The organism is Paraburkholderia sp. GAS33, assembly GCF_050436645.1.
In the GTDB taxonomy this organism is placed as follows: domain Bacteria; phylum Pseudomonadota; class Gammaproteobacteria; order Burkholderiales; family Burkholderiaceae; genus Paraburkholderia; species Paraburkholderia phenazinium_B.
The window spans coordinates 62939-86065 of record NZ_JBNDMP010000014.1; the positions used below are offsets into that span (position 1 = coordinate 62939).

The 23127-nt window shown below is 59.7% G+C and carries 26 protein-coding genes; 1 reads left to right on the forward strand and 25 read right to left on the reverse strand.

Annotated features, from left to right (window positions below; translation table 11 throughout):
* Window positions 1-153: 153 nt before the first annotated feature.
* From P3T24_RS32040 to P3T24_RS32150, 23 genes are all read right to left on the reverse strand, one after another.
* The gene (locus P3T24_RS32040) at window positions 154-2172 is read right to left on the reverse strand and encodes a type IV secretory system conjugative DNA transfer family protein (RefSeq protein ID WP_429440801.1); all 2019 of its coding nucleotides are present in this window, start codon (window positions 2170-2172) and stop codon (window positions 154-156) included.
* Complete coding sequence (gene virB11 / locus P3T24_RS32045; RefSeq protein ID WP_429440803.1) at window positions 2169-3224, reverse strand: P-type DNA transfer ATPase VirB11; 1056 nt, start codon at window positions 3222-3224, stop codon at window positions 2169-2171. The genes P3T24_RS32040 and virB11 overlap by 4 nt, the downstream gene beginning before the upstream one ends.
* Window positions 3205-4452, reverse strand: a complete 1248-nt coding sequence (gene virB10, locus P3T24_RS32050) for a type IV secretion system protein VirB10 (RefSeq protein ID WP_429440804.1) — start codon at window positions 4450-4452, stop codon at window positions 3205-3207. Before virB10 ends, virB11 begins: the two co-directional genes overlap by 20 nt.
* Window positions 4445-5308, reverse strand: a complete 864-nt coding sequence (locus P3T24_RS32055; protein ID WP_429440806.1) for a TrbG/VirB9 family P-type conjugative transfer protein — start codon at window positions 5306-5308, stop codon at window positions 4445-4447. Before P3T24_RS32055 ends, virB10 begins: the two co-directional genes overlap by 8 nt.
* Entirely contained in the window at window positions 5308-6126 is an 819-nt protein-coding gene (locus tag P3T24_RS32060) for a virB8 family protein (protein ID WP_429440808.1), read from the reverse strand. The genes P3T24_RS32055 and P3T24_RS32060 overlap by 1 nt, the downstream gene beginning before the upstream one ends.
* A 26-nt stretch (window positions 6127-6152) precedes the next feature.
* Window positions 6153-6287, reverse strand: coding sequence for a hypothetical protein (locus P3T24_RS32065; protein ID WP_429440810.1), 135 nt, complete (start codon window positions 6285-6287; stop codon window positions 6153-6155).
* An 83-nt stretch (window positions 6288-6370) separates the two neighbouring features.
* Window positions 6371-6676 carry a hypothetical protein gene (locus P3T24_RS32070; RefSeq protein ID WP_429440812.1) on the reverse strand — a complete coding sequence of 102 codons (306 nt, stop codon included), beginning with the start codon at window positions 6674-6676 and terminating at the stop codon, window positions 6371-6373.
* A 73-nt stretch (window positions 6677-6749) separates the two neighbouring features.
* Window positions 6750-7628, reverse strand: coding sequence for a type IV secretion system protein (locus P3T24_RS32075; protein ID WP_429440813.1), 879 nt, complete (start codon window positions 7626-7628; stop codon window positions 6750-6752).
* Window positions 7629-7710: 82 nt separating this feature from the next.
* Window positions 7711-8388: a type IV secretion system protein gene (locus P3T24_RS32080; RefSeq protein ID WP_429440815.1), complete on the reverse strand. Its 678-nt coding sequence runs from the start codon at window positions 8386-8388 to the stop codon at window positions 7711-7713.
* A 33-nt stretch (window positions 8389-8421) separates the two neighbouring features.
* Window positions 8422-8724 carry a hypothetical protein gene (locus tag P3T24_RS32085; protein WP_429440816.1) on the reverse strand — a complete coding sequence of 101 codons (303 nt, stop codon included), beginning with the start codon at window positions 8722-8724 and terminating at the stop codon, window positions 8422-8424.
* Between the two features lie 14 nt (window positions 8725-8738).
* Window positions 8739-11192 carry a transporter gene (locus tag P3T24_RS32090; RefSeq protein ID WP_429440818.1) on the reverse strand — a complete coding sequence of 818 codons (2454 nt, stop codon included), beginning with the start codon at window positions 11190-11192 and terminating at the stop codon, window positions 8739-8741.
* Window positions 11192-11356: a hypothetical protein gene (locus tag P3T24_RS32095; protein ID WP_429440819.1), complete on the reverse strand. Its 165-nt coding sequence runs from the start codon at window positions 11354-11356 to the stop codon at window positions 11192-11194. Before P3T24_RS32095 ends, P3T24_RS32090 begins: the two co-directional genes overlap by 1 nt.
* Window positions 11349-11783: a VirB3 family type IV secretion system protein gene (locus P3T24_RS32100; protein WP_429440821.1), complete on the reverse strand. Its 435-nt coding sequence runs from the start codon at window positions 11781-11783 to the stop codon at window positions 11349-11351. Before P3T24_RS32100 ends, P3T24_RS32095 begins: the two co-directional genes overlap by 8 nt.
* Window positions 11784-11791: 8 nt before the next feature.
* Window positions 11792-12100, reverse strand: coding sequence for a hypothetical protein (locus P3T24_RS32105; RefSeq protein ID WP_429440823.1), 309 nt, complete (start codon window positions 12098-12100; stop codon window positions 11792-11794).
* A 26-nt stretch (window positions 12101-12126) separates the two neighbouring features.
* Entirely contained in the window at window positions 12127-12783 is a 657-nt protein-coding gene (locus P3T24_RS32110; RefSeq protein WP_429440825.1) for a lytic transglycosylase domain-containing protein, read from the reverse strand.
* Window positions 12780-13052, reverse strand: a complete 273-nt coding sequence (locus tag P3T24_RS32115; RefSeq protein WP_429440826.1) for a hypothetical protein — start codon at window positions 13050-13052, stop codon at window positions 12780-12782. The genes P3T24_RS32110 and P3T24_RS32115 overlap by 4 nt, the downstream gene beginning before the upstream one ends.
* A complete protein-coding gene (locus P3T24_RS32120; RefSeq protein ID WP_429440828.1) occupies window positions 13052-13597 on the reverse strand; it encodes a hypothetical protein in 546 nt (181 codons plus the stop codon). Before P3T24_RS32120 ends, P3T24_RS32115 begins: the two co-directional genes overlap by 1 nt.
* On the reverse strand, window positions 13597-15714 hold the full coding sequence (locus tag P3T24_RS32125; protein ID WP_429440830.1) for a DNA topoisomerase: 2118 nt from the start codon (window positions 15712-15714) through the stop codon (window positions 13597-13599). The genes P3T24_RS32120 and P3T24_RS32125 overlap by 1 nt, the downstream gene beginning before the upstream one ends.
* Window position 15715: 1 nt before the next feature.
* Window positions 15716-15931 carry a hypothetical protein gene (locus tag P3T24_RS32130; protein ID WP_429440831.1) on the reverse strand — a complete coding sequence of 72 codons (216 nt, stop codon included), beginning with the start codon at window positions 15929-15931 and terminating at the stop codon, window positions 15716-15718.
* A gap of 65 nt (window positions 15932-15996) precedes the next feature.
* Complete coding sequence (locus tag P3T24_RS32135; protein ID WP_429440833.1) at window positions 15997-16590, reverse strand: hypothetical protein; 594 nt, start codon at window positions 16588-16590, stop codon at window positions 15997-15999.
* Window positions 16591-16708: 118 nt separating this feature from the next.
* The gene (locus P3T24_RS32140) at window positions 16709-17008 is read right to left on the reverse strand and encodes a hypothetical protein (RefSeq protein ID WP_429440835.1); all 300 of its coding nucleotides are present in this window, start codon (window positions 17006-17008) and stop codon (window positions 16709-16711) included.
* A 410-nt stretch (window positions 17009-17418) separates the two neighbouring features.
* Complete coding sequence (locus tag P3T24_RS32145; RefSeq protein WP_429440837.1) at window positions 17419-18453, reverse strand: helix-turn-helix transcriptional regulator; 1035 nt, start codon at window positions 18451-18453, stop codon at window positions 17419-17421.
* Window positions 18454-18467: 14 nt separating this feature from the next.
* Window positions 18468-20447, reverse strand: a complete 1980-nt coding sequence (locus tag P3T24_RS32150) for a diguanylate cyclase domain-containing protein (RefSeq protein ID WP_429440839.1) — start codon at window positions 20445-20447, stop codon at window positions 18468-18470.
* 702 nt (window positions 20448-21149) lie between these two features.
* On the opposite strand from P3T24_RS32150, the gene P3T24_RS32155 reads away from it, so the two are divergent.
* Window positions 21150-21635, forward strand: coding sequence for a hypothetical protein (locus tag P3T24_RS32155; protein WP_429440841.1), 486 nt, complete (start codon window positions 21150-21152; stop codon window positions 21633-21635).
* Between the two features lie 326 nt (window positions 21636-21961).
* On the opposite strand, the gene P3T24_RS32160 is transcribed toward P3T24_RS32155, so the two are convergent.
* Window positions 21962-22519, reverse strand: coding sequence for a hypothetical protein (locus P3T24_RS32160; protein WP_429440842.1), 558 nt, complete (start codon window positions 22517-22519; stop codon window positions 21962-21964).
* 138 nt (window positions 22520-22657) lie between these two features.
* The gene (locus tag P3T24_RS32165) at window positions 22658-22822 is read right to left on the reverse strand and encodes a hypothetical protein (protein WP_429440843.1); all 165 of its coding nucleotides are present in this window, start codon (window positions 22820-22822) and stop codon (window positions 22658-22660) included.
* Between the last annotated feature and the right edge of the window lie 305 nt (window positions 22823-23127).

Here is a 23127-nt window from a genome sequence, read left to right on the forward strand (position 1 = left end):
GGGCTCGTTGTCGGTTGCGGTTTGCCGTCCGTCTGACGCGCCCTGTTTTGCCCAGCCCGCAGAAACATCGAGCGCGCCTTCTCGATTGCCGACTTGTCTGCCGCCGCATCAACAACCTTGCCAGCACGGCGGTTGCCGCGCGGCGTCTTGTCTTCAGCCATTCACCACCTCGCCTGTCGTTTGTGCCGGCGTCGGTGCCGGCGTGGCAATACCCAGTTCGCTGGCCAGGTCGGCCAGGTCACCGTTAAAGTTCAACTCGTGCAGATCGTTGAGCAAGGCCAGCCGGAGCTTTGCTGCAAGGTCTTCGCTCACGGGTTCGTCATCCATCGCCCGCAGATCGCTCGCCCGCATCACGCGCTGCCCGTCAGTTCCCTTAGGACCAAGCGCCGCGTCCCGTCTGGTGAGCCATGCCGCGATATCTACCGCAGGCACGTCATCCCACGTGGCCAGCTCACCACTACCAGCGGCATCCTTGAGCTCCTTTTCGGTTGGAAAGCGGTTACGGATCCTGTCGAGCGACGGACTGATCTCCCGCAAACGGTCGAGAAACATGTCGTCGTTGTAGAAGTAAGCCTTCTCACAAAGAATCGGTTTGCCGAAGCCGAGTACGATTTCCTGGTCCTTCGGCATTTCGGCAAGCTCCTGCGGCAACATCAGTGCCCGGCGCTGATCGGATTTGTTTTCGCCGCTCGAGGTCGACTTGCCTCTTGTCTTGCTCTTAGAAACCGATGTCTCCGTGAAATACCCGAGCGTTTCAGACACCTGCTTGGCATCTTCAAGGTCAGTCGGCGGATAGACGACCTTCGCCGCGTGGTTGACCGCCAGCGTGCGCGCGCCTTCCTTGCCGTACAGCTCCTGTGGTTCGAGCTGCGAATGCGATTGAATGATCGTCAACAAGCGAAGGTTGTAGCCGGCGATAAACGAATTCGCCTTGTTCACGATCGTGACGCGGCCTAGCGCGGTGAACTCATCCATCGCCAGCACGCACTGATATTTGAGCGACGGGTCGTGCTCCGGCAGCACCTCGGTGTTCGCGTCGATAAGCTGCGAGAAAAACAGGTTCACCAGCAGCGAAGCGCTTTCGAGCCGGTTGGGCTGGATGCCGACATAGACCGTCATGCGACGACGACGTGCCTGGGAAGGGTCAAAGTCCGAGCAGCTCGTTGCCGAGTCGACTACCGGATTGGCGAAGATCCCCATCCGTGCGTTAAACGTGAAAAGAATGCTTGTTAGCACCTTGTCGTGATTCGACAGGAACCGGTCTAGCGCAGCCGTACACGTGAACGAAAGACCAGGTGTGGCCCGCAACGATGCGATATGCTCCTTGACCGGCTTGCCCATGCCTGATGACTGACGAAGAATCTCCCCGCCGTTGCAGATGCGTTCTGGAGTGGCCGTCTCCATGAGGTACAACGCAAGTCCCATGAACAGGTCCCGCGCGGCGCCGTTCCAGTCACCACCATCGGAGCCCGTATCCGGGTAGAACTTGCGGGCGATTGACTCGACCTCGTCAATGCGCTCGTGCTCGGGCTTTTTCGCCGCCGCGTCGAATACGTTCCATCGATGCGTCCTGCCGTTTTTGGAAAACGGTGCCCAGAGGTACACTTCGTGCCCGTACTTCCGGCGGTAGCCGGAGGTATACATATAGTTCTCCAGCTTCAGGTCGAGCACGACCATCGAATCCGGATAGGTGAGAAGATTCGGGATCAGGACAGCTACGCCCTTGCCCGATCGCGTCGGCGCCGCGAGCATGACAAACTGCTGGCCGGTGAACACCAGGTACCGGCCCTTGTACTTCCCGATCAGGATCCCGGGCTTGCCGTCATTCGCATTCAGCAAGCCGGTCTTGCGGATCTCGTGCGCACGTGCAAACCTCGCGCTGCCATGCAGCTCGCGCTTCGGCTTCGAGAAGATCGCCACGCACGCCAGTGCGATCGGCGCGACCGGAACAACAATTGAGACCAGCGTGCAGCCCGCCAGAGCCTTCTTGATCGCTGGAACGGAGCCGTACGCCTCCCAGTAATCGTGCAGCGTGAAGATGCCAACGACGGAGGACGGCAGATGCTCGACCCGGGCGAACACGGTCGCACCTGCATACTGGCCCGCGACGGCGAAACCCGCGACACCGGCAGCGGCCAGCGCGCCTGCGATGACTTTCTGGCTCCCGTTCACGCAAGCCCCCGCTGCAGTTTCCACTTCTCAACCGGGTTGTAGTACACCTGCGTGAGACGCTTGCGCTCCATGAACAGCACAACGTCGATGGTGGTTTTGACTTCGCGCAGCAGGTAGTTGTACTCGAGCGTCTGGCCGACCGGGCTTTGCTTGATGAGCGTCGCGACCCGGGAAAGCGCCGCCAGACAGTCATTGGCGTGAACCGTCGAAAGGCCACCGCTATGCCCCGTGTTCAGCAGCGCCAGGTAGTCCCACGTCTCGTCGCCACGCAGCTCAGCCAGATACACGCGGTCGAACTTCATGCGCAGCGTGGCCTTGACGATGTCGCGCGCCGGCAGCGAATCACTGTAGAAAAGGTGAACGTGATTGGGGTGATAAGGCAGCGGCATCTCGTGCGTGTCCTCGATTGTCGCGACGCGCACGTCCGCCGGCACCAGATCCGCCAGTGCCTTCGACAGGGTGGTCTTGCCCGATCCGGTACCGCCCACAAGCAGGACATTCAGCTTGTTGCCGATCGCCAGTTCGAGAAACGTACCGATGTCCCGCTCACGCTTCGCTTTCAGCATCCCGAGCTCGAAGGGCGCAAGCTCTACGCCTTCCGGTACGTCTCCTGCAGGCGAGACGTCCATGTAGTCAGAGAGAAACCCGGCCTTGATGAGTTCGGCGACGGTGAAGCGGACATTGCTCGGAATACGGATGGTTAGAGAAACCGTACCTGGTTCACACGCCGGCGGAATGACGATCTGCCCGCGCTCACCATCTGGCAAACGCACCGGTTTGATCGGTGCCGCAACAGAGAGCGGTGGCACCGCCTTGTTGAAGATCGACAGCGCGTTGGCAAGCTTCATCAGCATGTCCAGCGAACAGGCGGGCGCGTCGTGCCGGACCCACCCGTCGCGACTTTCCGTCCACACCTCAAACGGACGGCCGATTGCCACCTCCGTCACACCGGGCATCGCCAGAAACCCGGCAATACCGCTTGTTCCCATCAGGCTCCGCACGGTCACGCTGCCGTCGAAAGCCGGCGCTGCATCATTGATTCGCGAGTTCATATACGCTCCGGGCGTCGACGTCGCGGGCGACAAAGATGTTGATCTCTGAACCCTGATTCGAATAAGCGGTCGGCGGGATGTTGATGGTGTTCTTGAGTGTTTCCGATGCCAGATCCTGCGTCGAGGACGACGTGCTCGACAGCTGGACCTGGCTCGTTCCGCCGCCTACCGTCAGGTTGCTCAGGGCCTGTCCAAGATCGCTCACCACACTCATCATCAGCGCGCCACCGAAACGCTCCCAGAAGTGGGTATCAACATACGCATCCAGACCGCTTGCACCCAGTGAATCCGTGCCGGGTGAATCGAGGTCGATCTTCACGCCGTCAGGCATGTCGATACGCGACCACAGGACGAAGATGCGCGCCTGCCCCTGGAGCAACGCCGTACGCTGCTCGCCGGTCGCTTCACTGCCGCGTTCGATGAGCAGGGTTTTGCCGTCGGCCGAATAGACGTCCTTTGACACGATGCAGGACGTCATGCCTGGATACGTCGTGACGATCTTCGTTTTCTGCCCGCACGGGATGATGGTGCCGCGCTTGAGCAGATAGTCGAGATCCGGTAACCAACCCGCTTTCACGCTGGCCAGCTTCGACGGTGCCAACCGGTCATCAAGGCCACCTGCACCCGCCGCAGTTCCCGGCGCCGACGACAGCTTCGCCGCACCCGCCGTACCCGCAGCTCCGCCCTCCGCTGGCGTCGCCCGCTCGCCATCGCCATCGGAACCCGAAGTAGGCACAAGAACAGCGCCCTCGAGCCGGCGTTCCGCCGCCGTCTCCGGAGCCTTGACTGCCGGGCCACCGCCCGCCGCATAGCTCCCCGTCCTGCCGCCCACCGGCTGGACAGCAATGGGACCGTTCGCCCCACCCGCTCCGCCCGGTGCCGGCGGAGCGGCTGCAGCAGATGTAGCTGCCGCTATCGCCGCCTGCCGCTCCTGCTCCTTGCGTTGACGCTCGAGCGCAGCTGCGTCGGCCGCAAAATCATGACCGGTGTCCATACCGGACGCCTTCGGCGCATTGCGTGCGTCTGCCCGCTCTTTCAGGTGCTCATCGCCCAGCCGCTTGATGAACACCGCGGCGCCGAGCGCACCGAACGCGAGAAAGACGAACACCACTGCGACGATCCACAGCTTCCGGACGTTCGTCTTGCGCTTTGCGCGAACAAGCCCTGGTACGCCACGCTCACCGACGCCGGCCTCCGGCACGCCATCTTTCGGGTCAATGCTATTCACTGTCTTTCTCCTTCATGATCCGCACCGCGCCGGGAACCGTGGTTCCCAGCCTGTTGAACTCGCCGTCGGGCGTATACGCGTTGTTGCGCACACCCAGCACGGCCTGGCCGAGCCGAAGCACGAACTGCGCGGAGGTGTCATGTACGACAACGGTGTCGCCCTCGACATGCGAATTGACCAGCGCCTCGGCGCCGTCCGGCAACACCCGGAAGATCACCGGCAGGTCCCGGCTGGTCGCGTATTTGAAATACGTGAAGCGGCCGTCGTCCCACATCGCTGTCGGTGCCAGAACCGTATTGCCGCGCATGTCGTAGTTCTGGTTCTGGTGGATCGAAGCGACCGCACTGCCCTTTGCCGCAGCTGCCGCAAGTGCAGACTTCCTTGCCGCCTCGGCAGCAAGTCGCGCGCGCGTGTCCGGGTAGTCGAATGACAGGGACCACACGGGAATATCTCCACGCGTAGCCTGTACAAGCTGGAACACGTAACGGCGGCGATCGGTGACAATCACGAGATTGGTACCCGCGTTGGCCGCCCTGGGCTTCAACATCACCCAGTTGCTCTTGCCGCCGACCGTCCACGCTTTCGCGTCGCCCACACCAAGACCCGACGCTGGTCCGTCGATCACCTCGCCGTTCTCGAGCTGCAGCACCGTCGCATTTCCGGCGCGATACGCAATCCGGTACACCTCATTGGCGTCGTAACGCGCGCACATCACGTGTTCGTCGCCACCGCACGGGCCCGGCGATACGAGTGCCCACGCCGCCGCAGGCAACAGGAACGCGACGGCCGCAAGCGAAGACGCGACGACACGCTTTACGCTGGGTCCGGGGACTTTCATGTTTCGGAACGTGTTCATTACTGACCTCCCCGGTTTGCACCCTGGGGCGCTGCCGACGGCGCGGTGGCGACCTGAGGCGACGCCAGCGCAGCAGCCGTCTCCGGAGCGCGCGTCCAGTCGCGGTCGACCGTATAGCTCGTCACCCTGAAGCCCGTCGGGTCGATTTCGAGCTCGCTCTTTCTTTCCGGCAGGTTGTCGTGCCGGTACGCGATGGTGGCGACCCAGTATTCGGTCTTTGGCTCCATGTTCGCGCCCAGCGGAATCAGCTTCTTCGAGAAGAAAACCTGCGCGGTGCTTCCGACGAAGGTGATTGCGCCTACGTTGGCAACGACGCGGAACTGATCCTTCAGCACCTTCTGCGGCGCGTTCGGCAAGCTGTATAGCGCGACATACTGGTCACGCTCCCTGTCCGCGCTCATGAGCTTCACGGCGTCAAACATGTTCTGGATGGTTTCCCAGTCATAGCTTTCCCGCATCGTCACGTATCTGCGCAGATCCGCGCGGTCCTCGACCTCGCCGAACGGCACGCGGCCGTCCCGGATGACGTCGAGAACGTCAACCTTTCCACTCACCGGGTCGTCGCGAAGGATGGCAGGCGGATTCGGTCTCTTTAGTTGTACTAAACCTGCTGAACAAACAATAGAAACTACAGCGATCACACCAGCACCGATCGCCACACGCCAGGCAACCGAGGTCAGTTTCGCGTTCGTCGCCTGCTTCGATTTCTCGAATTCAAGCGCCTGGTTCAGATACCACTTCGCCTCATCGCGCAGCGCAGAGTTACCTGCGGTGCCGGCGTCCTGCGGATCGGTCCCGGCTGGGGACACGGCGGTCATGTCCGTTTTCCGTATGGTGTTCATGTTCACGTTCCCGTTTTTGCGATGGGCTGGATGGGTTGGTTCACCGGCATCCAGTCCCCGGTCGGTTCCGGCGGCTTGGGCACCGAACAAGCTGCCAGCAGCAGCGCAAGACTGCACACAACTACGATCCCTTTCATTGCTGATCTCCCTTCCCTGTAGCAGGCGGCGCTTCGAAAAGTCCGAATATCACGCCGACCATCGAATGAAAAATGACGATCCCTCAGTTGTTTACCTTCTGCAGTTCCTCCCCGCCCATCAGCAGATGCCCGGTAGCTTTATCAATGACCAGGTCGAACGACGCCATCGGCAGGTCAGCGTGCAGGGACGTTCCCTTGACGGTCACAGGAAATTTCTCGATTCCGTCATCGACGACCAGACCGTCACCGTTCTTTGCGATGACGGTCTGGTGCCCTACGCCTTTGACGTCTTTCCAGGTCCCAACGAACGTATCGGTGTCGACCGGCCGTTGACCGCAAGCGGCCATCAGAAACGGGATCAACGTGATTGCAACCAGGTGGATTTTCATGAGCAGTTATCCTTTAAAATTCATTCATATTTAGGGGCGCAAGCACCCCCAGGGTTGCTTGCGCACTCTGGCCTCAGGCAGCTTCCAGGTCGCCGCCCTTGCCCTTGTCGCCGCCCCCTCCACCGCTCCGGGAGAGCGCCCGGGCTACGGCGCCTGCGGTACCGAAGGCCTTGCCAACCATTGAAGAGATTCCGACGCCTCCGGCGAGCGCTGAAGCAAGTGACGGCAGGTTCAACGACACGAACAGGAACACAACACCCATTGAGAGAATCTTCAGCTCCAGGGTCCACGTCAGAACCAGCGAACCCATAGTGAATGCTGTCGGCAGTATCCCGTTTGCAAACTGGACTTCAATGGCTCCCGCTGCCGCAAACAGCGCCGTCAGGAATGCATAGTTCAGACACTGCCCCACCCACGCCTCGAAGAATCTGCGCGTCGCTGGAAACAGGGCGGAGACAACGAACATCGGACCAAGGGCCAGGAGCAGGCCCAGCGCAAACTTGGCAAGAATGATGTACGCCGCCGCAACAGCTAAAAAGGGTATGCCGACCAGCAGCGTGCAGCACGTGATCGCGGCCGCTTCGACCATCACTCCGATCTGATAGGGCTCAATGCCTTGCCACACGCTCAAGATCGAATTGAGATAGGCATTCAGCAATGTGTCGAGAGCCGTAGCCGATGACGCACTCCCGGTCAGGGCCTGTGCGATCTGGTCACCGATACCGTTAAAAAACGGCACGACATACTCGCTGTAGTAACCGATGTTCATACCGGCCGTCAGGACCGCGGCCCAGCCCATCATGCGGATGAAGAAGTCCACGATCGGCTGGTCGTTGTTGCCTCGCCAATACGACATCATGATCAGCAGGACATACAAACTAAATCCTGCGGCGGCCAGCGGACTGATCAGCGAAATGAGGTTTGCCGAACCCGTGTTGATCGTCGCGAGCACGCTGTTATCGAACGCGTCCAGCATTGGAGTGAATATCTGTACGTTTGCCATTTTTTGCCTCCTGGGCCGGCTCCAATTTGCGCTATTGAGCCATCTGGTTGTGAACCTGCTGTTCGGCCTGCTGGGCGGCTAGATTCTGCTCGATCTTCTCCAGTTGCCCCACCAGGTTCATCTGCGTCTGCTGGTTCTGCACGATCGCGCTTTCGGCCTGCAGGCGGTTCTGCAGATCCGCCTTCGCCGCCGGATCCTGCGTCAGGTTCGATTGCTGCATCAGGCTCTGGATGTTCTGCAGCTCGCTCTGCGTCTGCTGGAACCCCTGCATCGAGATCGCCTTGTTTGCTGACAGCGTGTCGTTGTAGCGTTGCTGACCGGCGGTATTGGCCGTCATCCCTTCGGCGGCCTCGATCTGCTGCGCGGCGCTACTGATCGCCGGCAGGCTGCCGCTCTGCACCGCGGAGTAAACTGATTGCCACGAGCTGGGCAGCATGTTGCGCAGCGAAGAATCGTTCAGGATCTGCCCGAGGTTACGATTGCCAGTCAGCGCCTGGTACTGGTTGGTCATGGTCGTGTACTGCTGCTCCATCGTCGAAAGCTGCTGCTCCAGCTGCGTGACCATGAGGACGTCCTGCGCCAGTTCGGAGACGCTGATCACCGGGATGCCCTGCGCATGAACCGGCGCGGACAGGCAGGACACGATGGCGACGCTGGCCAGCAATAACGAACGGTCCCGCACAAATTGGGATACAAAAATCTTCTTCATGGTGAAACTCCTTGTCAGGTTGGGTCTGATGGCCTACTGGCCTTGAGCGCGAGTGGTCTGCAACGCGATAAGCTGCTGCAGGTCTTCGTGAATCAGCAGAAGCTGCTGCTGCAACTGCTGGCCATCTACCGGCACAGGCTGATCGCGCGGATCGACCGGTCCTCCCTTTGCCCGCAGCGCCGCGGCCTGTTGCTCGAGCTGCACGAGTTGTGGATAGCCGGCCATACCATCCACTGGCGGAACCTGCGCGTGAGCCATTCCGGACATCATTGAAATGGCCACCGCACCTGCACAAACGACGCGCGCTGTGCGAATCCGGTTACGGTTGATCTGCATCGGATATCCTCCTGTCAGGCCACAGCAGCCGCGGACGGCTCCTGCGGTTTCGCCTTCTTGCCCTTGCGACGTGCCTGGAACCGGGCCATGCACAGGTCCAGGTCGTCGCCGGACTCGGCCCGCGCCTCTTCCCAGATCGCCACGTTGTCGAGGCTGCCCGACAGAACGGCGATCTCATCGGCCATGCCGTGCAGATCCATCTTCGCGAACGCCGACTGGTTGCTCTGCTTGATGAGGAACGTGCGTGATTCCTTCGAGAGCGCAAGCAGCTCCTCCAGCTCGCGATCGGTGAGATTGAGCTTTTTGTAGCTTTCGCGCGATGCATCCGGGTTCGGCAGATAGATCTTCGTGGCGGTCTGATCCCGGATCGGAGCGAACACCGGACAATTGATCGCGTCTTCCGGAGACTGCGAAACGAGGATCATGAATTCGTCCGCCTTACGACCGGTCTTCAGGACCTTGAGGATCATCTTCTGCGTCGTCGGGTACATGGCCGCTAACCAGAATTCCTCAATGATCGTGGCGAGGAGGCCACCGCGGGCCTGCATCAGATCCTTCAGATGCAGCAGGTACGCAAGCACCGGTTCGGTCGGCGGATAGTCGAGCTTCAGGAAATCCGTCACATCGAAGCCGATACGGCGCTCCTTCGTGACGTCGATCATCGAATCCGGTGCGTTGTCGAGCGCCCACGCAAAGCGGCCGCCCTCCGAGTGGCACCATTTCGCCAGACGCGATGCCAGACAGTTTTCGCCGGTCTTCGGGATCGATTCGAGCAACCGGCTAAAGCAGCGATCCTCCACCCGCTCGATCCGGTACACCGTATCCACAGCGGTCTTGACCTTCTTCTGGTCGTCCGCCGAGAGCGTGCCGTCCTCGTCGCGCCCGCACGCGCCGACGAGGTCGTACAGAAACTCCCGGTTCCTCGGCGTATCCGGCAATCCGAAAGGCGCAAGACCGGTCGCCTCCCCTGCCTTGAGCGGGAAATACATGCCGCCCGAGCTTTCGATGAAGATCTGCATGCCGCGATCCAGATCCACCGCGAAGATCTTCGGATCGAACCGCTCCAGAAAGCCCATCAGCGCAAGCTGCAGGGTCGTCTTGCCTGTGCCGGTGGCACCCAGGAACATGGAGTGTCCGGCGATCTTCTCGCCCGTGCTGTCCTCATCGAGCCGGGACGCGTGAAAGTTGAAGTTGTACAGACCCTTCGAGACGGTCTGCAGCGGCATGACAGCGGAGCCGTCACCAAGAGGATTGCCCTTCGCCTTGCCCGCCGAGTAGTTGTGCATCGAAAACGACGACGCGAGGTTGCGCGTCGACTTCGGCATCGGCCGCGGCTTGCGCGCGTAGCCCGGCACCTGGCTCATGTAAGTCACCGGCGCCGACAACGTCGCCTTGACCCAGCGAAAGCCACATTCATTCAGCGCACGGCTCGTGACGAAGGTGCCATTACTGGTGGCCTGCTCTGCGGTCGCACCGTAGACGATCAGTGCGCCGTGATAGTCGCCGAATGCCAGTTCGCGTCCGCTGATCAGCCCCTGTGCATCGGCCAGTTCCTTGACCTGATACGTTGCCTTGTCACCGACGGACTTCAGCTTGTTCACCTGATCGCCGATCGCCTTCTGGGCCTCATACGTGCCCATGCAGCCAAACGATTGGGTCAGCGTGAATTCAACCGGCAACGTCAGGAGCGGATTGAGCTGCCCCCAGCCGGACTTCGGAAAATCCTTCAGGTCGTAGCAGCTGGCAAATCGCGTCGCGTTGTCCGAGCGGATCTCGACCGTATCGTAGTGAAAGTGCAGCCACGATGACGGAATCAGCTCTTGCCCCGTCGCCTGGGTCACGGGTACTGCCTCGTCAACGCCGTTCACCAGTGCCCCGATGAACTGGTAAGGTTGCGAGAACAGCACACCGTTGCGCTCGAACGTGGTCAGTACTTCCGGGTCATACGCCTGCAGCGTCTTGAGCATGGTGTCGCCCAGCTCCTCGAGCTCGCCGACACACTCGCTCAGGTCATCGCCCTTCAGCACGGCGGACACAAAGAACTCATTCTCAAAATAGTCATCCTTGCGAAAGCGCGCGAGATACTTTTCGCTGAAGCCCTGCATGAACGACGAGCGGAACTGATAACGCTCGGCGAACGACACCCGCGTACGCTGCAGGGTCATCCAGAGGGCGAGCCGGTTCCCCTTCTCCATCGCCATTGCGGCGAAAAACCGGTTCAGTGCGTCGAAACGGTTCTCGATCTCGCGCCGGTTGACCGACTCGAACGGCATGCCGGGAAGGCGAATGACCAGCACCGCACGCCCGTCCTCGAAGCTTGTGACGCGCTCCGAAACCGGCCGGCCGATCTTCGGCAGCAGATCGCGAACGGCACCCTGACGCCTCAGCACCTGGCTGGTCCAGCGCGCCGAGGTGTCTTCAACGAAAGAATGCTTGATGCCGCGCTTCAGGAAGTCAAAGGGGTACATTATTTTTCTCCCCGCTTCGACTTGTGGATCGAATTCTGGAACAACCTGAACGTCGTCTTGCCTGAGCGGGTCGCGCCAATGACCAGGGAGTGACCAACGGTCCGACTGGCCGGCACCGGCGGGAACGCGTTCGGCGTCGACTTCTGTCTGTTGCTCTTATCCATTAACTGACTCCTCATCTTTGCCTGATGCCAGCAGGCGCTCCTGCAACTGCTCCAGAAGCACAAGTGACTGGGGACGCTCGAGCGCATCCATGTAGCCCTTGAGCGAACGCCCGTAGGTCATTGGCGCAAGCGTGTAGGTCTTGCCAAACAACCCCGCATTGGCCCGATGGAGGAAACACACCACCTCGAGCCAGAGGATGCGCAAGGCCTGATCGTCGGTTTCGCAGATATGCTTGAAGAAGATCATGACGGGCACGCCGGGGAACGCGAACAGCAGCCCACCGATCCCGTACATGGCCGCGCCGAGCAGTGAAGCGAACACCGAGCAGACGAACACCCCCAGCGCCGCCATGAGGGGAACGCCCCAGATCATCGCGGTGCGGGAGAGTCCGGCGTAGGCCGAGTAAAGTGTTTTCTCTTCGTCCATGGCCGCGATCAGCCGGTGAACAGCGACCAGGCCCAGGGTGCGAGCACCGAGACAGCACCCACAGCGGCCACCTTCGCAACCGCACCGCCGAAGTCGTGCACCCAGTCCGCCTTGTTCGTCCAGCACTGGATGCCGACCCACAGCAGGTAAAGGATGGCGAGCGTACCGGCGACGCCGTATGCCCACGTCTCGAAGCTGGTTACGGCGGATGTACCCTGTGTCAGGCCCTGGGCGTATGCGCCCGGCACGGCCACCGAAAGTCCCGCACCGACAAGGAGACTGGCCAGCAGGACGGAGTGTCTGAAACGAGTTTTCATAAGGATCCTCATAGGAGTGCATGTGATTAGAAGTCGCCAAAGGTGTCCCAGGCCGGGTGCGATACACCCCGACTGGGCACCTCTGCCGGAACGGCTTGTGGCAGTGCCGTCGATCCGCTCACCGGCGACAGGCGAACGGATTTGTTACTGGAAGTCACCGCCGGCACGACCGGGATCGGTCGGACCTGGCCAGCGGGCGTGATGGGATCGGCTGTTGCGGCGCTCGAGACCACCCGCTGCACATAGCTGGTTCCCTGTGCGTCACGCTCGAAGCCGCGCTGGAAATTGCCGCTGTAGTAGCAGCTGAACGCGGCGAGTAGCGCCTGCTGCCCCGGGCCAGTCAGCGCCGAGGCCCGGCTATAGCAGTCGGTGAGGATTGCCGAGCCGGCGCGCAGGTTGGCGCACGGATCGAACACGGTGGTGGTATCCAGTCCGTACCGCGCGAGGTTCGTCCGGTTGACCTGACTCAGACCCATACTGAAATTCCAGCCGGCCGCTTCGAGCGCACGCGCGGTGGCCACTGCTTCGTCTCGGTCGCGTGGCTGACGCTCGAGGCGACCGCCGACCACGCCGATGGCGTAGGGGTTGAATCCAGACTCGGTACCCACCACCTTCTGCAAGGTCGTGGGATGAACGCCCGGTGCGCATTGCATCGCCAGCGTGTTGAAGTCGATGGGCATCATTTGCGCCCCCTGCACTCGCCGCTGTGCTTGCGGCCGCACAGCTCACACGCGCCATTTGCCACCACTGGAAACAGCTTGCGCCGTTGGCGAAAGCGACGAACCCGCTCCGCGCCTGGCAGTACACCGTTCTGGCTAACCGACACGTACCCACCTGGATGCCCTTTGCCGAGCAGGTCCAGATATTCCGCGGATAGCTCGAGAAATGTTTCCTGTCGCTTGTGCTCGTCGAACAGATCTGGCGTTCTGAAATCTTCGGGTTGCTTGGCCATCACGAAAGCTTCCGGCTGGAGAAGAGGTATACAGAACGAGGCGCATGCTTTACGCATATCGAGACGGTTGCCCGTTCGCGCCTGGGCTTCAGGAGTTGTTGCACCCATAGCCGCAGCACCTCGAAATCGCGATCGAGCGCGCTGCGTGTGAAACGCGCCGATCTGCAACGCAGAACGAACCGCACCTGGCCACTGTCGTCAAAATCGCCTTCGACGGCCCAGCCGTAGTTCAGATGTTCGCGTCGAAGCGAATCAGCACGCACGAGCATCGCAAGTTCCGCGGCAATCCGGGTGTTCGTGCGGAACATGACGTACGGCGTGTGCCACGCCGCGAAGAGCGGGAAAAACGGGCAGCCGTGCCCCTGGCAACTCGCCAGCGTCGATGCGACGCCGGCGACGTTGAACGCGTCCACCAGACGACGGATCCGACGATCAATGACGTCGAGAGAAACCGCATCGTCGTAGTCGCGCGGCAGGCCTCTGTTGAAGCTCGATACTTCGTTCGGGGCCTGACAACGCGGGATCCTGTTTCCGAAGATATCCATCACACCACCCCCGCCTTCTTGAAGCCGAACCCCTTGCCCTTCGCCTTCGGCGCCGCCTGGAAATTCGGCTTGCCGTCCTGGTCGGGATAGGAGGCAGCGCACTTCGGCTCGGCCTGATAGTTCGAGCAGCCCCAGAAAGGCCCCTTATCGGCCTTGAGACGACGCAGCTGACCGGTCTTGCATTTTGGGCACGCAACGGACGGTGCAACGGGCAGATTCATCTTTGCCGTGCGCAGCTGCTCGACTACCTTGGTAATGAAGGCAACGCTGCGACCGATGAACTGCTCGTACGTGACCTCACCCGAAGCCACGCCATCGAGCGCGATCTTGAACATGCCGGCCATCGTCGGACTGCGCACAGGATCAGGCAGTGCATCGAGCAGGCCGCGCCCGGTCTTGCTGACCATGAATCTGTTCTTCGTGCCTTTAACAGGCTCCAGGAACCCGCGTTCGCGGAGCTCGGCGATGATCCCGGCACGGGTGGCACTCGTGCCGATTCCCTTGCCCTCCTTGAGACGCGCCTTTGCGGCCGGATCCGTCGTGAATTTGTGCAGGTCGATCATCGCCTCGAGAAGCGACGATTCGTCAAAGCGCTCAGGCGCCTTCGTCTCTTTGCTTTGCTGCTCACACGAGACACAGGTTGCCGCGTCCCCCTGGTTCATCACCGGCAACGGCTGCTTCCCCTCGGCTTCGTCGCCTGCAGCCGCTGCAGAAGCAGTGCTGTCCACCGGCGCGTAGACCTCGCGCCACCCCGGCGAGACGGGTGTCTTGCCGCTCGCAGTGAAGCGCTCACCGTCGACGTGGACCTCAATCTGGGTCTCCATGAAGACCGCCGCCGGATAGAACTGGGCCAGATAGCTGCGCACGATCATGTCGTACACGCCCCGCTCGAGCGGAGACAGACCTGACAGGTCGCGAACTGCCACAGTCGGCACGATCCCGTGGTGACTGGTCCCGTCGACCTTCTTGTCGTTGAATGCCGCCGACTTGACGGACGGATCCGCACGGTCGATCACACCCCGCATGGACGGCAGGTTCTGCGCGAGTGCGGCCAGCACCTCCGGCGCGTCTGCGTGCTGCGCCTCCGACAGGTGGCGCACTTCGGTGCGCGGATACGTGGTTAGCTGCAGCGGCCTGTCGTATAGCACCTGTGCCGCCTCGAGCACTTCTGCCCCAGTGCATCCGAACTTCGTACAGGCCGCCACCGTCAGCTCGTTGAGCGACATCGGTAACGGCGCGCCTTCCTTGCGCTGCGCCTTCTCATAGTCGACGATGGTGGCAGGCTGGCCACTGAGTCGCGTCACGAGTGCCTGGGCAATAGCCGCGTCGACAAGCCGCCTCGGCTTCGCATCGTCGAGGCCCGGCTGATCGTCGACCGCCCTCCAGTTCGCCTTGAAAAGACCGTTCGCGTGTTCGATACGCGCAACGATCCGGTAAAACGGGACAGGCTTGAATGTCTCGATTGCCCGGTCGCGCTCGTAGGCGATCTGCAGCGCTGGCGTCTGCACACTACCGACCGTCAATACACCGTCGTATCCGAGCGCACGGCCACGCAATGTTGCAGCACGCGTGAAATTCAGACCGAACAGCCAGTTGTAGTGCGACTGCGCATATGCCCAGCGATACCACCCACGGAACTCCGGTTCGTCGTTGCTCCGCATGCTGGCCAGGGCCTGACGCACCTTGGTCTCGTTATAGTCGTTCACCAGCAGGCGGATCACCGGCTTACGGTTGCCGTAGAAGTTCAGCACTTCATCCACAATCAGCTGGCCTTCGGGCTCCGGGTCGCCAAGATGGACCACCTGGTCAACCGTCTTCAACAGTTTCTCGATCGCCGTCAGATTGCACTGCAGGCGGTCTTCCGGCTCCATGATCCAGGTCGTCGGCACAACTGGAAGGTCCTGCTCGCGCCAGACCTTCTTGCCGTTCCTGTTCAGCGGCACATCCGCAGGAAGATACTCATCGGGCATAGCCTGCGCGAGCGCATGACCAGCGAGCGGGACGAATGCATCGTCACCAACGTATGTAACCGCTCCCTCTTTCCGGGCAGTACCGGGCAACACCCTGGCGACTGCTTCCGCGAGACTGGGTTTCTCGGAGATGAAAAGGCGTTTCATCTCAGGCAGCCTTCCTCATCTGCGCGAAATACATGAAGCCACCATAAGGCTCGTTGCGCATCGGCTGGTCGAAGAAGACGCGGCTTGCCAGCGACTGCTCCATGTGTAACGCCTTCGGGTTCGCATTGCGAATCAAACTGAGGGCCTGCTCGACCGCAGCGATTCCGCTCACCGATGCGTTTAGTAGTGCTTGATGATCTTCCTGCGTGAGATACATGTTGGATACCTCTTCGTCTCAGATGCGGCTTAGCCGCCTATTTGCGATCAATTCGACTCAGATCACTATTGACCGCCACCGTTGCCACCGCTGTTGCCGTAGTCGGTCTCGTTCTGCAGTTGCATGAACTGTTGCGCGGCCATCGTGGGGTCATACGGGGCGGTCGCAGGCACGCCCGCCATGGGCGTGCCGTAGTATTCGGCGATCGTTGAGTCCTGGCCCGGCGCATCCCACCAGACGCGGGTGAACAGCGTCCCGTCGATGGTTACGTTGATCGCGCCGCTGGCACTGCAAAGCAGCTCGCTCTGTTCGGGGCCACCCCAATGCAGGAGGTCTTCGCGGCAGTAGTTCGAACTCGCCGCAACGTTGACGGCGCCAGAACCGTTACCGAGATTTGCGAGTGTGCTCGCGGGGATCGCGCTCAGGACCGAAGACGGAAGGTCCGTTGAGCTGCTATTGAAATTGCACGTGGGAAAGGGATCGCCGTGCCGCAGCGCGGTCCACAGCTTTCCGATTGGCGGGACGCAGGCGCTCTCGGCCTCAGGGCCTCGCGGATCGGCCAGACACAGCACGACCTGACAGCCCCAGTCGTCGGCCAAGGCGAAGCGTGATGGCAGCAAGGTCGCAGCAATAGCTGCGAGGAAGATGGAAGAGCGCATGCGACGGGCGTGCCGAGGCGGATGCGCTACAATAGTAATAGCCATTGTGTGGGTCTCTCAAAGGACTGCACTTCTGGTCAGGTCGGTTCGGTGCTCGCAACACCGTTCCGGCCGCTCTTTACTCCTCTGCTCCACGCTCCTCTGCACGCAGCTTCCACATCTCGCCGTCGATCGCTATCGTCAAATTTTGACAATTAGCGCAATACTCGGAAACGAACGCCATCGCGTCGTCGAGATACTTCCAAGTCTTTGCCCCACCCCGATTTGTCTGGACCAGATATGTCTGCTGGACGTTTTTCCCGGAATCGAGTACTGACACTTCGATAACCCACTTCCCCGCGTCTTTGCGGAGATCCACGAAGTAGTTGCTCCCTCCCGTTAGTGCCACAGCAGCCAATTCCCTGAACGTAAAGTACATATTCCCCCTCGGCTGTATGATCAGCTCGTATTTTCCACCCGCTAGCCGCGCTAGGGACGTTTCGGTGAAAATTTGATGGAATCATACAACAAAGTTCACCAATTGATATCACAATATTGATTGTGATATCAATTCACACTTTTTGACGTACATGGTGACAGCCGTTCCGACTCAGTGGGCGTACGGCCGGAAAATCTCGCGGACAGTCATACCCGCAAGCGGACGTTCGAGGAATGCCCAAATCGTTGACCGATTGAAGACGACGTTTTCTGACGCGCCGGGAGATCCGACCGAATAAGCCTCGCCCTCCTAAGCGCCGGTTGCAACAGGCGCCATTTGACGCTGCTAGAGCCACTAATTCAAGACTATTGATTGGTATTGACGACCATCACTGTCCGTGTTATTCACCCTCACCCTAGTAAGCCCAGCGCGCTCGCCTTCTCAACCGCGTCGGCAATGTGCGCGACCCCCATTTTGTTGTCGATGCTGCGATAGACCCGCTGGTAGACCGCATTCTTCGAAATTCCGAGGCGCTCGGCCACGTGCTCAGCCATACCGCCGTCATGTAGTGTCTTGAGCGCGAGCAGTTCGCTTTCACTAAGACCATAGGTAGCGCTGGCTTCGCGTCGCAACTGCACAACCCGCCAGTCGAGCAGCTCTGATGAAAGTGCCCGGAACAAGACCCGATGCTGCCAGAGCTTCGGATCCCCCGTAACCGGAGACTCTGGGTTGCTCACAAAGAGCAGGCCAACGAGGCCACTACCTCGTAGATGTGCAGGAGCCACGATCCCGCTGTTAAAGCCTTGACTTCGGCCTTCGGTCACGAGCCAGTGATCCGCGCGGTGTACGTGAATCCCCGAAGAGAGAGCCGGGGCAACGCTTGTACGGGCGTAAGTCACGAATGGATCATTCATGAACCACAGCCTCGCCACGTATTGCTGCATCCACGAAGGCCGACACCCAATCAGATATCGTGACTCCACGGCATCCGTATCGTCAACCGACGCCCCCTCGAATCTCAGCCATTGGTAGACGAATTGAGATGCCCCGAGACACCGCACAATGCTGCGGACGGTTTGCAGCAACTCTCCTTCCGTCTGGCAATCAGATATCCGATCGATCGCGCCGATCGCGCCCTCTACAGTTAGCGAGGGCGACAGCCGGGGTGATTTCCTTGTTTCGATCCGGCGCAATAGCGCTTCGTAGCGACCACGCAAAAGGGCCGCATATGGATCGCTAGTCGCAAAGTCGTATAACGCAGCGCTACTGCCAATGTCTATTGCCTGGCTAAAGCGGATTCCATCTCCGCGAATGAGCTCCCTCGTCAACAGGCAACGGCCATCGCCCCCATCATCTAGACGGAGGTGCACCCGGTCCTCGAGCACGCTATCGGTGCTCTCGTAGAGCACTCCCTGCACCGCAGGCATCGACGTGTCTGACTTCATCTGTCGATTCCCCGTTAGCCGCTCGAGACTTCTTTGATTCCGCAGACACTGACCGAAGATGAAACGAGCGTGCCTTGCAGCTCTACGTTCTCGAACCGACCAAACCAGGCAGCTTGTGCTGCCGAATCGACACCGTCCACAAGAACGACCAGATCGAGTTCCCCACATGCCTTGATCGTCCCCTCCGCCTGGGCGCCGACGGCTGGTTGTTCCAGAACCGCCGACGCCAGGTCGGCGGCAAGACGGATGCCATCAAACTGCACGTCAGCGAAGTTGGGCCACGCGGATTCGCTTCCCACAGCCACCAGGAGCATCAACCCCCGCTTTCGAACGTTCCTGAGTTGCTCGCGGACGTCCGGGCTCGCGCGCAAAATGGAGTCAGCAGAGGCCACAACGTACACCGCTGTGTCGCCCATATCGAGTTCACGCCTCATACTCGAAATGCAACCGAGGATGTCTCCATCAAGCAATTGCTCTTGAGATGCATCCAGTACTAGTTTTAGCGGTGCGTTGTCATTGCACCTGTGCACTGACATCCATCGACACGCCCTCGACACGGTGTACTCGCCGAGCTGCACTGAAAAGCCCAGCGACTTGGCAAGTTCGCCGAGTTCCGCCGGCGGCACTTCGACGTTCCCTTGACGGTACCACCATGCGCTTGCCGCTATGCCGGTAAGGGCGTTTCCCGCTCCAACTATCGGCCGGTAGCTGATCGAAAACTCATTGCGGAGGAAGCCGTATTGAAATGACTGATACAGCTCGACCGATCGCTCGCTGCGAAGACTCATCTCCGCTGTGTAGACCTCGTACGTGCTCTTGCCAGAGAGTCGGCCCGCGTCCTTTGCCGCATACATCGCAAGATCCGCTCTTGATAACAGGTCGTGCGCACCGTGGGCCAAATCAACGTGAGATGCAATTCCAACGCTAACGGTGAGTCGATACGCGCTGAGCCTAAAGGCGAACGGCGCTTCGAACTCAACCAGGATTCGGCTCGCTATTTGCACAGCATCATTAGCGGCAGTGTCGCCTGTCGTCAACAGCACGAACTCATCCCCACCAACCCTCGTTACAAGATTCGACTCCGTGGCTACGCTCTCTAGGCGCTGCGCTACCTTTCTTATTAGCTGATCTCCAGCTTCATGACCAAGCGTATCGTTGACTCGCTTGAAGTTGTTCAGGTCGACATAAACGAGACACAGCCGCCCCACTGTTTCGGGTTTGATCAGCTCCTCATCGAGAAAGCAGGTCAGATGGAAGCGGCTTCGAAGACCGGTAAGCATGTCGGAATTCGCTGCCGCCTGCAGCCTATTCAACGCTGCACGCTCTTCGGTGATGTCTGTCCCGGAACAAATCAGGAACGCTTCTTCGGGCGACCCATCGCCATCCATGAATCGGTTGCGGAACAAGAAAAGTCGCGGGCCGCTAACCGTCTTTACCCAGCGCTCGACCGCGAATGTCCTTCCCCCTTGATAAAAGCGCGAGATGTTAGCCCGTGACGCGGCGGCGTCATCAGCGTCCATGAAGAGGTCGAATGCACTCTTGCCAATCACCGACTCCTCAGTTAGCCCGGAGCACTCCTCCGCGACCTGGTTAAAACGTCGAATTCGGCCCTCACGATCAACAACGACAACGAGCGTCCGGATTTCCGAGACGACTCGCTCAGCGAAGGATTCGGGTGTCGGCACCACACTCGAGTCGACGCCCGTCCGCACAAGCGAAACTAACCCTGTCCACGTGTTCTCGCTGGACCTCCGGCCAAACAATCTGACGGTCGTGTATTTTCCGATTAGCTTCAGTGTCAGCTGCAGGCCATTGCTGCCCTCAACGAGCGCCCTGATTTTTTCGGCCTCTTGTGTCCCGAGACCAATGACCACGGCTACGTTGCCACCAACATCAAGCAATTCAAGTGCATTGCTATCGGCAGCGAACGTCCATTTTGGGCTTTGTGAACCAAAGTACTGTTGAAAGGCTTGAAGTCGTTCACTGTAGTTCACTGTTGGCACCTGGCAGATTTTGATTTACCTGCGACACAAAGCCCAACATCCGATCGCGCGGCGCTCGAGCAAGTCGCAGCTTTACTGTCAGGTCAAGCTAGCACCAGGGGCGTCACATTACTGTCAACGATTGTCAGGTTCCGGTGTCTTTAGCTCAAGTTCATCCGTATTTTTACTTTGCAATGCAGAATAGGCAGGCCCCGCGGCGGCGCAAAACTTATGTTTGAAACGCTGAATCGACCGCCGGCGCTACACCGTCGATTTCCTCAATACCTTGGATAAAACAGCATTGATGCTCAGGGGATAAAGTCAGCGAATGTAGGGGGATCAGGCGGCGAGCGCAATTAAATGGAACACATGTGGCTGGGATAATGAGGGAGAGTCGACGTTTAGTTACGCTAATCAGGGCAGATGCGCTTCGACCTCTTGACCACAGAAACTTGAAGGACCTGATAAGGCAGAATATGCGCGCTCCCCGGTAGCCCGCTTACTGCATTAGTTCCAAAATTTATCAAACTTTGACGATTCCCATGGCGAATAGCGCATAGGATCGCAAAGTACCCTATTCGGAGCAGAGCAATGGCAATCCGCGCAGTCAGGAGCAAGGCGGAGCAACTCGTGACGCGGCGATAGTTGAAGCAACGTCAGGACTGCGTGATAGACCAAACCTCAGTGGATCGTTAAACAAAAAGGGAAACGAGTATGAGCGATGTAGTCAAAATCTTGCCGGCCCAGTCGACAGGTCTGGTGGTTCTGGCAAGGAAATCATGGATGGCTTGGGTGGGCTGGACAATAATCGCGGCTTTCATTCTCATCGTAGTTACCCCTACGCTATGGGGGAAAGCCCCGGCTGCCGCGATCATTGTCGCGCTCGCGATCGTCGCGGGGACGGTCTATAAGGTGGCACTTGCGCGTAGCTACGTTCTTTATATGGACGACAGCGGCATCTGGTTAAGACGTGGCGTCCTGCCGTGGAGCAAGGGCGTTGTCGGCGTCAAGTGGCGCGATCTTGACGGAGCGCTTTACTTTACCGGTTTCGTGAGTTGGGCGACCAATTCGTACACAGTGCACCTTGGGCATCGGTTCACGAAATCGAGCGAAATTCATATTTCTCACATGCACGCGGGTAAGAAGGCCGTTGAGACGATCAACGGTAAGCATGCACAGATGATTCAGCGGGCGGGTTGAGGCAACACTCGAAACGTTCCGTCATTTTGATGCCGTTAGGCCCGAACGTTCGCGTGGTCGATGCCATTGGATATTGAAGCGGAACCACCGGCTCCCACGCCGGGTGGATATGGCAAGCCACCTGAAGGCGAATTCTCTCGACAATACGTCCGGGGGCATTACCCTGGCACTGCCACCACGACGCCCCGCCCGCGGTAAAAAAAGCTGGCGCATGCGCCGGCTGAAGGTTCGGTCATTTTCCGAGGGCTGGACCGAACCTGAGAGACCTTAAGTTTAACGCCTTCACCCCTCTCGATCCGTCAATCAGGCCGGGAAGCTGGCAGCAATCAGAAAGCGGATGCGGTTTGATCGTGTCTCAGTCCATCGATCTTCTCTGAGAGACGGATCTTTTCGTCGGCGTTCCAGCGCGCGCGTATCGACATCAAGGTCACCAGCTCTTCAAGTTGCGAAAGGTCGCCAACTGTCCTGAATGTCTTCGCCTGACTCACAAAGACCAGGCTCTTCTTTTTCCGCCTCAGCAACTCGATTAAGTTGCCCAGCGTGCCCGAGCTTTGCACATCCCACATCATGACGCCGTAGTCGGCCGTCCGGGACATCTCGACCCCCTTCTCCATAAAGAAGGCGCGGGTCCCAGGACGGTGCTTTGACTCCACCGCTTGAACCGGCCAGCCGCCAACGTTGTTGCGCGGATCCGAGCCACTGCAGTAAACGGTCGCAAGTGATGCGCCCCGCTCATGCAGATAAGTCTGAATCGCCGTGTCGGCGCCATCGGCGTCGCCGACAATAACCTCGAGCCCTAAATTCGTAATTCTGTCGATTCGGTCCTTGAACATCGGATCCAGGTACCCGATGGAGGTCGAGCCGGAGATGAATACGGTTGTCATATGCTATCCAGGTGACGACGCCAGCGGCCGTCCAAATGAAGCCAGGAGGCGGCAAGGTCAATGTTCGAAAACCTATCATTAGTCAGCCATCCTCAATGACAACGATTGTCATATAACTTTTGAGCGTCATCGGGAAGCTCAGATCGCATAACGCAGATATGCACCGGGTTGTGCCAATGGGTCGTAGCGGATACCGCGCCAACCGTTTGATGCGATGTTCCAGACCGCTACAGGCAACGCTTCGCGAGCAGGCTGCCCGCTCGTTCGTGGAGAATGTGCCGGCAGACGGTTAGTTGCATTCATGCCGGTCGCTCCCGCAGGTTTATCAACCGCCAGAGCTAGTGCAGATCGGACGTGATAGCGAACTCGATCGCGACGGTGGCCAGTGAGCGGCGTTGCTCCACGTCGAGTCGACGCGAAAACAAATGGGCATCATTCGGCGCCCATCGACCGGAGACTTGGTAGCAATTCTTCGCCCGGCACTGATAAGACCAACCAATTAGCCTAGTCCAGACCAACTTATCACCGATGGCCCGTTACGAACGTCAACTAATGTTAGGTGCGCCCAGCGACAAGGTGGGCGCGTCCGCCGATATGCGAAGATCAGC